The sequence below is a fragment of the Streptomyces sp. genome (genome assembly GCF_036566765.1).
Taxonomy (GTDB): domain Bacteria; phylum Actinomycetota; class Actinomycetes; order Streptomycetales; family Streptomycetaceae; genus Streptomyces.
In genome coordinates this window covers 1-12,036 of record NZ_DATCVQ010000156.1, presented here as the reverse complement: position 1 = coordinate 12,036, position 12,036 = coordinate 1, and the positions used below count along the sequence as shown (strand labels likewise).

General features: G+C 71.9%; 7 protein-coding genes and 1 pseudogene. 5 read left to right on the top strand and 3 right to left on the bottom strand.

Annotation, left to right across the window (positions count from 1 at the left end; all coding sequences use genetic code 11):
• The coding region (locus tag VIU94_RS08235) for a PucR family transcriptional regulator ligand-binding domain-containing protein (protein WP_331909137.1) at positions 1–1,192 on the bottom strand (1,192 nt) is incomplete at its 3' end.
• Between the two features lie 161 nt (positions 1,193–1,353).
• Here VIU94_RS08235 and VIU94_RS08230 point away from each other — a divergent pair.
• Complete coding sequence (locus VIU94_RS08230) at positions 1,354–2,889, top strand: APC family permease (RefSeq protein ID WP_331909135.1); 1,536 nt, start codon at positions 1,354–1,356, stop codon at positions 2,887–2,889.
• A 27-nt stretch (positions 2,890–2,916) separates the two neighbouring features.
• Positions 2,917–4,542 (top strand): flavin monoamine oxidase family protein, encoded by a 1,626-nt coding sequence (locus tag VIU94_RS08225; protein WP_331909133.1) that lies wholly within the window; start codon positions 2,917–2,919, stop codon positions 4,540–4,542.
• Between the two features lie 6 nt (positions 4,543–4,548).
• Here the strand turns inward: VIU94_RS08225 and VIU94_RS08220 are convergent, their stop codons facing one another.
• Both VIU94_RS08220 and VIU94_RS08215 read right to left on the bottom strand, forming a co-directional pair.
• The gene (locus VIU94_RS08220; protein ID WP_331909131.1) at positions 4,549–5,931 is read right to left on the bottom strand and encodes an FAD-binding oxidoreductase; all 1,383 of its coding nucleotides are present in this window, start codon (positions 5,929–5,931) and stop codon (positions 4,549–4,551) included.
• A gap of 87 nt (positions 5,932–6,018) precedes the next feature.
• Positions 6,019–7,821 carry a glycoside hydrolase family 15 protein gene (locus tag VIU94_RS08215; RefSeq protein WP_331909141.1) on the bottom strand — a complete coding sequence of 601 codons (1,803 nt, stop codon included), beginning with the start codon at positions 7,819–7,821 and terminating at the stop codon, positions 6,019–6,021.
• 503 nt (positions 7,822–8,324) lie between these two features.
• Between VIU94_RS08215 and pyrG the strand changes: the two genes are divergently transcribed.
• The 3 genes and pseudogenes from pyrG to VIU94_RS08200 form a co-directional block, all read left to right on the top strand.
• Positions 8,325–9,974 (top strand): CTP synthase, encoded by a 1,650-nt coding sequence (gene pyrG / locus VIU94_RS08210; protein WP_331909129.1) that lies wholly within the window; start codon positions 8,325–8,327, stop codon positions 9,972–9,974.
• 81 nt (positions 9,975–10,055) lie between these two features.
• Positions 10,056–10,682, top strand: coding sequence for an NUDIX domain-containing protein (locus tag VIU94_RS08205; RefSeq protein ID WP_331909127.1), 627 nt, complete (start codon positions 10,056–10,058; stop codon positions 10,680–10,682).
• 189 nt (positions 10,683–10,871) lie between these two features.
• Positions 10,872–12,036, top strand: a pseudogene (locus VIU94_RS08200) (hypothetical protein); the annotation flags it as partial.

The following is a 12,036-nucleotide window of genomic DNA, read 5'->3' as shown; positions in this document are numbered from 1 at the left end:
GGTGCGCCCCGGCCCGCTCCAGGCCGGCCCGCTCCACGCCCGCCCGCAGCGCCGCCGCGACGCGGTCCGCGACTGCTGTGCGCTCCGACTCCGACCGCAGGCCGAGGAGCAGCGGCACCCGGCCCTCCACCGGGCGGACGCCGAGGAGCACCGGGACGCCCACCGACGACAGCTCCTCCAGGACCGCCCGCGCCAGCACCGCCCAGTTCCCCGACGGGGCCAGCTCCGGCGCCAGCCGCATCACCACCGGCAGCAGCGGGCCGTCGCCCGGCTTGAAGCCCAGTACCCGCGCCTGCGCCGGCGCGTCCTCCGCGGTGATCCGACCCTCCGCCAGGTCCGTCAGGAAGTCGCCCCGGCCGCGCGCGGCCAGCTCCTCCTCCTGTCGCGCCTGCATCAGGACGACCGCCAGGATGCCTGCCGCCCGTTCCGCCGCCATGCGGTGCACCGGAGACAGGGGACCCGAGACCGAGAGGAGTACCAGGCGCGCCCTCACGCTCCCCGAGCCCGGCCCGCCGCCCGGCACGTCCACCAGCGCCGAGCCCACCGGCGGGCCCGACTCCCGTGCCTCCCGCTGGCCTCGCAGCCCCTCCCACACCTGCAGCGGGTCCGCCGGCCCGGACTCCGTGCCCGCCGCGTACAGCAGTCGCCCGTCCGGGGTCTCCAGGAACACCGGGTTCGCCGCGAAGTCCGCCAGGATCCGCAGTACCTGCGGCACCCCGCCCCCGCCGAGCAGCGCCTCCGTGCACTGCCGGTGGACCTCCTCGGCCTGCCGCAGCAGCGCGTAGTGACCGTTGACGATCTCGGTGTGGATCTCCTCCGTCACCGCGACGAAGGGCACCTCGCGGTGCAACTGCACCAGCGGCAGGCCCGCCGCCCGCGCCGTCTCCACGATCGTGGCCGGCAGCCGGGCGAACCGCGGCCCCAGCTCCACCACCAGCGCCGCGATCCCGCGCTCCGCGAGCCGCCGCACGAACGCCCGCTGCTCCGCCGGCCGGGTGCCGAGCCCCAGCCCCGTGGTCAGCAGCAGCTCCCCGCCCTTGAGCAGCGACGCGATGTTCGGCACCTCGCCCGCGTGCACCCAGCGCACCGTCCGCTGCAACCGGTCCGCGCCCGCGACGACCTCCGGGAGTCCGCCGCGCAGCCCCGGAAGTTCAAGGGCCCGCTGTACGGTGATCCCGCCCTGATTGTCCATGGGGTCGGACGCTACCCGCGCCGGTGTTTCAGCGACATCACCCCACGGTCACGGGGGCGGACAGTTCGTACAACGGGGCGACAACTCGTCGCCCCGTGGCGCGAATTGTGCGACCGCCTGTCGCTTGTGGCCTACGTCACGCGCGAGGATGCTCTCGCGCCATGGCAGAGAACCCCACCCCAGCGGCTCAGGCCGCCCCGGAGGTCCACCGACTCAAGGCGAACTCGGTCGGGCTCGTCGGCGTCGTCTTCATGGCGGTCGCCACGGCCGCCCCGATCACCGCGATGACCGGCAACCTTCCCATCGCCGTCGGCTTCGGCAACGGCACCGGCGCGCCCGCCGGCTATCTCTTCGCGACCGTCGTCCTGACCGTCTTCTCCGTCGGCTACGTCGCCATGGCGAAGCGGATCACCGCCGCCGGCGCGTTCTACGGCTACATCTCGCACGGCCTCGGCCGGATCGCGGGCATGGCCTCCGGCATGCTCGCCGTCCTCGCGTACATCGTCTTCGAGGCCTCGATCGTCGGCGTCTTCGCCTATTTCACCAAGACCACCGTCGCCGACCAGCTCGGCGTGGACCTGCCGTGGATCGTGTACGCGGCGGCCATGCTGGCCGTCACCGCGGTCCTCGCGTACTTCGACATCAACCTCACCGCCAAGGCGCTCGGCGTCATGCTGATCGCGGAGATCGCCGTCCTCTTCGCGGTCGCCACCGCCGTCCTGCTGGCCGGCGGCGGGCCCGACGGGATCCCGGTCGAGCCGGTCAACCCGAAGAACGCCTTCACGGGCGCCTCCGCCGGGCTCGGGCTCTTCTTCGCCTTCTGGTCGTGGGTCGGCTTCGAGTCGACCGCGATGTACGGCGAGGAGTCCCGCGACCCCAAGCGGGTCATCCCGCGCGCCACCCTCATCTCCGTCATCGGCGTCGGCCTCTTCTACATCTACGTGTCGTGGATGACGATCGCCGGCAACGGTCTGGCCGGATCGGTGAAGCTGTCGGCCTCCTCCTCGCCGCTCGACCTGTTCTTCGCGCCCACCGAGTCCTTCATCGGCGCGTGGGCCGTCGACGCCTTCCAGTGGCTGCTGCTCACCGGCTCGTTCGCCTGCGGCATGGCCTTCCACCAGTGCGCCTCGCGCTACCTGTACGCGATCGGCCGCGAGGGCTTCCTGCACCCGGCGCTCGGCCGTACGCACGCCAAGCACGGCTCGCCGTACATCGCCTCGTACGTGCAGAGCGTCATCGCCGTCGTCCTGGTCGGCGCGTTCTGGCTCACCGGGCAGGACCCGTACATCCACCTGTACACGCTGCTCGCGATCCTCGGCACGATGGCGATCCTGATCGTCCAGACGCTGTGCTCGTTCGCCGTGATCGGCTACTTCCGCAAGAACCACCCCGAGGACCGGCACTGGTTCAAGACCTTCACCGCCCCGCTCCTCGGCGGGCTCGGCATGATCGCCGTCGTCGTGCTGCTGATCATGAACATGGAGACCGCGGCCGGGCTCGCCGCCGACTCCCTCTTCTACAAGACCATCCCCTGGATCGTCGGACTGGTCTTCCTCGGCGGCCTCGGGCTCGGCTTCTACCTCAAGCTCAAGCGGCCCGAGCGCTACGAGATCATCGGCCGGATCGTCCTGGAGGACGCCGCCGAGCGCACCGACGACGGGAGCACGGAGCCCGCCGTCCCCGCCACCCACAGCTGACACCCCTCCCCCTTCCAGGAGCGCCCCATGGCACGCACCAACCCGATGCACCTCCTGAAGACCCTGGCCGCCGAGCACGCCGACGCCCGGCGGCTGAACCTCCCCGTGGACGAACTGCGCGACATGCGCGCCGACGCGCTCGGCCGCCGGTCCCTGCTCAAGTACGCCGCCGCGGCGGGGATCGCCGTCTCCGCGGGCGCGGCCGTCGGCGCCCCGGCGGCCGCCCGGGCCGTCACCCCCGCCCGGGTCGCCGTCGTCGGCGCCGGCATCTCCGGCCTCACCGCCGCCCTCACCCTCCAGGACGCCGGCCTGAGCCCGACGCTCTACGAGGCCAACCCGTCCCGGGTCGGCGGCCGGATGTGGACCCAGCGGGACCACTGGGCGTACGGGCAGACCTCCGAGATCGGCGGCGAGCTCATCGACACCAGCCACAAGAAGATCCTGGAGCTCTGCCGTCGCTTCGACCTCCAGGTCGAGGACTTCCTGGGCGGCGGACCGACCGGCGCCGAGGAGGTCCTCTGGTTCAACGGCGCGTACTACCCCCGGCACCAGGCCGACGAGGACTTCAAGGCGGTCTACCAGTCCCTGCGTCGCGACCTCTCCGAGGCGGGGGAGGTGCGGTGGAATCAGACCACTCCGACCGGCACCGCACTCGACGACATGTCGATATACGAATGGATCGAGTCACGGGTCCCCGGCGGCCATGCCTCGCCGCTCGGCCGGTTCATCGACGTCGCCTACAACGTCGAGTACGGAGCCGACACCACCGAGCAGTCCTCGCTCGCCCTCGTCCTGCTGATGGGCTATCAGACCAATCCGGGGCATTTCAACGTCTGGGGCCTGTCCAACGAGCGGTACCACATCGTCGGCGGCAACGACCGGCTCCCGAACGCCGTCGCCGGGGCGCTCGCCCCCGGCACCCTGCGCATGGGCTGGTCGCTGAGCGCCGTGCGCGCCAACGCCGACGGCACCCAGACGCTGACCTTCACCGAGGCCGGCGCCACCCGGACCGTCACCGCCGACCACACGATCCTGTGCGTTCCGCTGCCGATCCTGCAGAACCTCGACGTCTCCCGGGCCGGCTTCGACCCGCTGATGACGAACCTGCTGCGGGACGCCCGGATGGGGTACTGCACCAAGCTCAACATGCAGTTCGGCGCCCGTCCCTGGCGCGGCACGGGCGCCTGGCCGGGCGTCTCCGCCGGCGACTGCTTCACCGACACGGAGGTCCAGCAGACCTGGGACACCACCAAGATCCAGGGCGGCACCGGCGGCATCCTCCTGCAGTACGGCGGCGGCAGCCTCGCCCGGTCCCTCACCCCGGCCGGGCCGTTCTCCACCGAGTCCGACCCGTACGTGCGGAGCCTCGTCACTCGCTACCTCGCGGGCATCGACGCCTTCTTCCCCGGCACGTCGCGGGCGTACACGGGCCGCGCCCAGCTCTCCGCCTGGCACCGCAACCCGTACTCGCTCGGCGCGTACTCCTGCTGGCCCGTCGGCTATCTGCACCGGTACGCGGGCTACGAGGGCGTGGCCCAGGGCAACGTGCACATCGGCGGCGAGCACTGCAGCTACGACTTCCAGGGCTTCATGGAGGGCGGCGCCACCGAGGGCGAGCGGGCCGCGCGGGAGGTGATTGCCGCGCTGCGCTGAGCGGGCTCAGCCGGCCGGTGCGATGTTGTGGTTGAAGCGGAAGACGTTGTCGGGGTCGTACGCGGCCTTGACGGCGGTGAGCCGGCGGTAGTTCTCCTCCCCGAAGGAGGAGACGACCCGCTGCTCGCCTTCGGCGCCGACGAAGTTCAGGTACACGGCGTCCATCGACCACGGCCGCGCATCGGCCCGCACGTCCCGCACCCACTGGATCGCCCGCTCGTCCATCGCCGGGTCCTCCCAGGTCGCGAACGGGTGCAGGGCCCAGGGCGCGGTACGCCACGGCTGCGGGTACTGCGACGGCCCGGCGGCCACCGCCCCGCCCATCAGGAACAGCACCTGCTGGATGGCCGCGGGCATCGGCATCGCCGCGGCGCGCTCGCAGAACCGGTCCACCGCCTCGTCCGGGAAGCCGGTCAGGTACTCGGCCGACCAGTAGTTCCGCAGTCCGGGCGGGTCGTCGAGCATGGACTGCAGCTCCGTGTACGGGAGGTCCGCGACGATTTCGATCACGGGCTTCAGCGCGAACAGCGGGGCGGCGAGCTCCCGCAGGTCGGCCACCGGACCGGCGTACGTGAACACCGTTCCGCAGACCAGCTTGCCGACCAGGTCCTCGGGGACGAACGGCTCGGGCGGCGCGGGCATGTAGATCGCGCCGCCGCCCACCTCGTCGGGGGCGTCGGCGGCGATGTCGCGGAACGTCCGCATGACCTCGGGCGCGATCTCCGGCAGGAACAGCAGCATCACCATGCTCACCGCGGGCAGCTCGTGCAGCCGCAGCGTCAGCGAGGTCGCCACCCCGAAGTTCCCGCCGCCGCCGTGCAGGGCCCAGAACAGCTCCGGGTTCTCCTCCGCGTCCGTGTGGACGTGCTTGCCCTCGGCCGTGATCAGATCGGCGGCCAGCAGGTTGTCGCTGGCCAGCCCGAACTTCCGCTCCAGCCACCCCGATCCGCCGCCCAGCGTGAAGCCGCCGACGCCGGTGGTGGACACCCGGCCGCCGGTGGTCGCCACATGGAAGGGCTGGCAGGCGTGGTCCATCTGCCCCATCGTCGCCCCGCCCTCGACCCGCACCGTCATGTCCTCCGGGTCCACGACGACCCCGTGCATCCGGCGCAGGTCGACGACCAGCGCGCCGTCGATCATGGAGCTCCCGGCGACGCTGTGGCCGCCGCCGCGCACCGCGATGGGCAGCTGCGCCTCGCGGCCGAACAGGATCGCGTTGGACACGTCCGCCTGGGTCGCGCACTGGGCGATCACCGAGGGGCGGCGGTCGATCATGCCGTTGTGGATCGCGCGGGCCTCGTCGTAGTGCGGATCGCCGGGGATGATCACCTCACCGGCAAGGTCCTCGACCAGCCCGGCCAGGGCGCTTTCGGAGATGTGGGGACCCATGGGAGCCCCCCTTCCGCGAGGGGCGACAGGACCTTCTCATCGTAGGCCGGTCGCCCCTGCCCCGCGCTCCAGCCGCGAAGCGCGGGCTCAGCCCCCGTACGCGCCGCTCGCGGTCAGCCGCAGCGCCGTGTCGATCAGCGGCACATGGCTGAACGCCTGCGGGAAGTTGCCCACCTGACGCTGCAGCCGCGGATCCCACTCCTCCGCGAGCAGCCCCAGGTCGTTGCGGAGCCCGAGCAGCTTCTCGAAGAGCTTGCGGGCCTCGTCCACGCGGCCGATCATCGCCAGGTCGTCCGCCATCCAGAACGAGCAGGCCAGGAAGGCCCCCTCGTCGCCGGTCAGCCCGTCCACGCCCGCGTGGGCGCCCTCCGTGGGGTACCGCAGGATGAAACCGTCCTCCGTGGACAGCTCCCGCTGGATCGCCTCGATCGTGCCGATGACCCGCTTGTCGTCCGGCGGCAGGAAGCCCATCTGCGGGATCAGCAGCAGTGAGGCGTCCAGCTCCTTCGAGCCGTACGACTGCGTGAAGGTGTTGCGCTCCGGGTCGTAGCCCTTCTCGCAGACGTCCCGGTGGATGTCGTCGCGCAGCTCCCGCCAGCGCTCCAGCGGGCCGTCCGCGTCGCCGGACTCGATCAGCTTGATGGTCCGGTCGACGGCGACCCAGGCCATCACCTTGGAGTGCACGAAGTGCCGGCGCGGGCCGCGCACCTCCCAGATGCCCTCGTCGGGCTGGTCCCAGTGGTCCTCCAGGTACTGGATCAGCCTCAGCTGGAGCAGCGCGGCGTAGTCGTTGCGGGACAGGCCCGTCATGTGCGCCAGGTGCAGCGCCTCGGTGACCTCGCCGTACACATCGAGCTGGAGCTGGTTCGCCGCGCCGTTGCCGACCCGGACCGGGGCGGAGTTCTCGTACCCGGGCAGCCAGTCCAGCTCCTGCTCGCCGAGCTCCCGCTCGCCCGCGATGCCGTACATGATCTGCAGGTTCTCCGGGTCGCCGGCGACCGCGCGGAGCAGCCACTCCCGCCAGGCGCGGGCCTCCTCGCGGTAGCCGGTGCGCAGCAGCGAGGACAGGGTGATCGCCGCGTCGCGCAGCCAGGTGTAGCGGTAGTCCCAGTTCCGTACCCCGCCGATCTCCTCCGGCAGCGAGGTGGTGGGCGCGGCGACGATGCCGCCGGTCGGCGCGTACGTGAGGGCCTTCAGCGTGATCAGGGAGCGGACCACGGCCTCCCGGTACGGGCCGTGGTACGTGCAGTGCTCGACCCACTCGCGCCAGAAGTCCACGGCCGCGTCGAGCGAGCCCTCGGGGTCCGGAAGGGCCGGCGGCTCCTTGTGCGAGGGCTGCCAGCTGATCGTGAAGGTGACCCGGTCGCCGGGGGTGACGGTGAAGTCCGAGTAGGTCGTCAGGTCCTTGCCGTGGGTCTCGGCGTCCATGTCCAGCCAGACCGAGTCGGGGCCCGCGACGGCGACCGTGCGGTCGCCGACCTTGTGCACCCAGGGCACGATCCGGCCGTAGCTGAACCGCATCCGCAGCGCGGAGCGCATCTGCACCCGGCCGCTGACGCCCTCCACGATCCGGATCAGCTGCGGCGCGCCGTCGCGCGGGGGCATGAAGTCGGTCACCCGGACCGTGCCGCGCGGCGTGTCCCACTCCGACTCCAGGACCAGCGAGTCGCCCCGGTAGGAGCGCCGGTCGGCGTGCGGCGGCGTGCCGCCGTTGGGGACGGCCGGCCCGATCCGCCAGAAGCCGTGCTCCTCGGTCCCCAGGAGGCCTGCGAAGACGGCGTGCGAGTCGAAGCGCGGCAGGCACAGCCAGTCGACCGAACCGTCCCGGCAGACCAGGGCAGCGGTCTGCATGTCTCCGATGAGTGCGTAATCCTCGATGCGCCCGGCCACGTGCATCTCCAGTCGAACGGCCACGTCCGCCCCGCGGGGCGCTTACTGCAATGGTCTGCGAAGGTCAGCGGGTCAAGGGTCGTTGACGAGTCCTGCGCGACCGGTTGACAGCGGGGGTGGTGCCGTTGGCCGGCCCGGCTCGGCAACGTGTCCGAGCAGGATACGTCGCACCCTAGTGATCCGCGCGGCCGTCCCGACAACGCCGCTGCTCCGAACGGGGGAGCGAAAAGTGGCCGATCGGATGGGAGGAGCGGATTGTCGGGTGACCGGATGGTGAATTCACCGCCCGGGGCGGCGCGCCCGGTCGCCGTCCGTATGCGCCCGTGTGCCCCGTGTGGCCGGAAGCGGTCTCCCCTCGTCGCTGATACCCTGGTACCCCGTGGACCGGTGGGAAACGGCGACAGCCGAGGACCCCGAAACCGCAGCGACGGCGCCCCTGGATTCTTCCGGAGCGGACGCCGGCACCACCTCCAGAACGCGACCACGGGAGCCCCCTCTTGGCGATGCCGCCCAACACCACGACGACCAAGCACATCTTCGTCACCGGGGGTGTCGCCTCCTCCCTCGGCAAGGGCCTGACCGCCTCCAGCCTGGGTGCGCTCCTCAAGGCCCGGGGCCTGCGGGTCACGATGCAGAAGCTCGACCCGTACCTGAACGTCGACCCCGGCACGATGAACCCGTTCCAGCACGGCGAGGTGTTCGTCACCAACGACGGCGCCGAGACCGACCTGGACATCGGCCACTACGAGCGCTTCCTCGACGTCGACCTCGACGGCTCGGCCAACGTCACCACCGGCCAGGTCTACTCGCAGGTCATCGCCAAGGAGCGGCGCGGCGAGTACCTCGGCGACACCGTCCAGGTCATTCCGCACATCACCAACGAGATCAAGTCCCGGATCCGCCGCATGGCGACCGACGACGTCGACGTGGTGATCACCGAGGTCGGCGGCACGGTCGGCGACATCGAGTCGCTGCCGTTCCTGGAGACCGTCCGCCAGGTCCGCCACGAGGTCGGCCGGGACAACGTCTTCGTCGTGCACATCTCGCTGCTGCCCTACATCGGCCCGTCCGGCGAGCTGAAGACCAAGCCGACCCAGCACTCGGTCGCCGCGCTGCGCAACATCGGCATCCAGCCCGACGCGATCGTGCTGCGCGCCGACCGCGAGGTCCCCACCGCCATCAAGCGCAAGATCTCGCTGATGTGCGACGTGGACGAGGCCGCCGTGGTCGCCGCCATCGACGCCAAGTCGATCTACGACATCCCGAAGGTGCTGCACACCGAGGGCCTGGACGCGTACGTGGTGCGCAAGCTCGACCTGCCGTTCCGCGATGTCGACTGGACGACCTGGGACGACCTGCTCGACCGCGTCCACAACCCCGACCACGAGGTCACCATCGCGCTGGTCGGCAAGTACATCGACCTGCCCGACGCGTACCTCTCCGTCACCGAGGCCATGCGGGCCGGCGGCTTCGCGAACAAGGCCCGGGTCAAGGTCAAGTGGGTCACCTCGGACGACTGCAAGACCCCGGCCGGCGCGAAGAAGCAGCTCGGCGACGTCGACGGCATCCTCATCCCCGGCGGCTTCGGCGACCGCGGCGTGAGCGGCAAGGTCGGCGCGATCCAGTACGCCCGCGAGAACAAGGTGCCGCTGCTCGGCATCTGCCTGGGCCTGCAGTGCATCGTCATCGAGGCGGCCCGGAACCTGGCGGACATCCCCGAGGCGAACTCCACCGAGTTCGACCCGGCCACCGCGCACCCGGTCGTCTCCACGATGGAGGAGCAGCTCGCGTACGTCGAGGGCGCCGGCGACCTGGGCGGAACGATGCGCCTGGGCCTGTACCCGGCGAAGCTCGCCGAGGGTTCGGTCGTGCGCGAGGTCTACGCCGACCAGCCGTACGTCGAGGAGCGCCACCGCCACCGCTACGAGGTGAACAACGCCTACCGCGCGGAGCTGGAGAAGAAGGCGGGCCTGGTCTTCTCCGGAACCTCCCCGGACAACAAGCTCGTCGAGTACGTCGAGTACCCGCGTGAGGTCCACCCCTACCTGGTCGCCACGCAGGCGCACCCGGAGCTGAAGTCCCGTCCGACCCGCCCGCACCCGCTGTTCGCGGGCCTGGTCAAGGCCGCGGTGGAGCGCAAGACGGCGGAGTAGCGTCACTTGTTACCGTTGCCGGGGTACGGGTCCCTTTTCGGGACGCGTACCCCGGTTTCTTGTGTGGGAGGACGGACGCTGATGGAGTTGCAGGACACCCCCGAGGAATGGCAGATCGTCGCGACGACGACGCCGTTCCAGGGGAACAAGACCAGCGTCCGTACGGACGACGTGGTGATGCCGGACGGCACGGTCGCGCGCCGCGACTACCAGGTGCACCCCGGCTCGGTGGCGGTGCTCGCGCTCGATGCCGAGGACCGGGTCCTGGTGCTGCGTCAGTACCGGCACCCGGTGCGGCACAAGCTGTGGGAGATCCCCGCGGGCCTGCTCGACGTGCCCGGCGAGAACCCGCTGCACGCGGCCCAGCGGGAGCTGTACGAGGAGGCGCACGTCAAGGCGGAGGACTGGCGGGTCCTCACGGACGTGTACACCACGCCGGGCGGCTGCGACGAGGCGGTGCGGATCTTCCTGGCGCGCGGCCTGTCGGAAGCGGAGGGCGAGCGGTTCGAGGTCTCCGAGGAGGAGTCCGACATGGAGCTGGCCCGGGTCCCGCTGGCCGAGCTGGTGCGCGGGGTCCTCGCGGGCGAACTCCACAACAACTGCCTGGTGGTGGGTGTCCTGTCGCTGTCGGCGGCCCGCGCGGGCGACGGCGTCGACGCGCTGCGCCCGGCCGACGCGCCGTGGCCGGCCCGCCCGTTCGAGGCATAGCCGAGAGGGTGCGCGGGCCCGGACGGCCGAGCCCGTGCACTGCCGGTCTGACGATCTGTTGATCCGATCGGGGGAAATGTCCGCCGCGCTCCGCCGGGGAGGCGTCCCCCGCTGAACTACGCTCGTGATCGCCCGTGCGGAGCCCCCCGCGGGACGGAGCGTGTGCACAGTCAGACGGGAGTGCGGCCCGTGTCGGATCAGGCGGTGACGGCGCACGGCATGCGCCGATTCCTCGGCAGGCAACGGGAGTTGAAGGCGCTGCGCGCCGACATCGAGCGCGCCGGGCTCGACACGATCGCCGGCCGCAAGGCCCCCCGCGCGCGGGTGCTGCTCATCGCCGGCCGCCCCGGCTCCGGCCGCACCGCGCTCGCCGAGGAACTGGCTGCCGGCCTGTCCGGCGCGTACCCCGACGGCATCCTGCGCACCCGGCTCACCGAGTTCGACGGCGCCCCCGTTCCCACCGAGCGCACCGCCCGCGAGCTGCTCGACGCCCTCGGCATCGCCGGGCCCGCCGGGGCCGACGGCGACGAGCTGGCCGAGACGCTGCGCGAGGCGCTCGCCGTGCGCCGCACGGTCGTCCTGCTCGACGACTGCGTGGACGCCGAACAGGTCGACCCGCTGCTTCCGGACAACCCCGAATGCCTCGTCGTCGCCGTCGCCCAGGGCCCGCTGACCGGAATCCCCGACGTACGGCCCTGCACCCTCGGCGGCCTCGACCCGAAGTCCGCGATCGAGCTCCTGGAGACCTTCACCGGCTCGGTGCGGATCACCGTCGACCCGCAGGCCGCCGAGACGCTCACCGAGGTCTGCGGCGGCAAGCCCGCCGCGCTCGTCCTGGCCGGCCGCTGGCTCGCCGCCCACCCCAAGTCCTCCGTCGCCGACCTCGCCAAGCGGATGCGCGCACAGACCGGCGAACCGCAGGACCGCGCCTTCCGCCTGTTGTACGAGTCCCTGCCGCGGGCCGCCGCCCGGATACTGCGTCTGCTCGCCCTCGCGCCGCTCGGCCTCGCCGACGCCCACACCGCCTCCGCGCTGGCCGGCTGCTCCGTCTCCGCCGCCGCGACCACGCTCTCCGACTTCGCCGCGCTGGGCCTGGTGCGGGCGGCGGACGACGACCAGTACGAGGTGCCCGGGCACCTCGCGGCCCCGCTGCGCGCGATCATGGAGGAAGAGGACCGGCCCGCCGAGATGCAGCTCGCCCGGGCCAGGATGCTGGAGCGGACGGTACGGCTGCTGCAGTCCTGCCGCGCGGTCACCGAGCCCGAGGGCTCGCCCGCCCGGCGCAAGCTCGCCGGCCTGCCCCGCGCCCTGCGCTTCCCGAGCGCGGCCGCCGGGGCGGACTGGCTGCGCGGCC

Excerpts from the sequence above, each read along its gene's own strand:
- VIU94_RS08205 (WP_331909127.1), top strand. The coding sequence starts at position 10,056 with ATGGAGTTGCAGGACACCCCCGAGGAATGGCAGATCGTCGCGACGACG.
- VIU94_RS08230 (WP_331909135.1), top strand. The coding sequence starts at position 1,354 with ATGGCAGAGAACCCCACCCCAGCGGCTCAGGCCGCCCCGGAGGTCCAC.
- VIU94_RS08220 (WP_331909131.1), bottom strand. The coding sequence starts at position 5,931 with ATGGGTCCCCACATCTCCGAAAGCGCCCTGGCCGGGCTGGTCGAGGAC.
- VIU94_RS08225 (WP_331909133.1), top strand. The coding sequence starts at position 2,917 with ATGGCACGCACCAACCCGATGCACCTCCTGAAGACCCTGGCCGCCGAG.
- pyrG (WP_331909129.1), top strand. The coding sequence starts at position 8,325 with ATGCCGCCCAACACCACGACGACCAAGCACATCTTCGTCACCGGGGGT.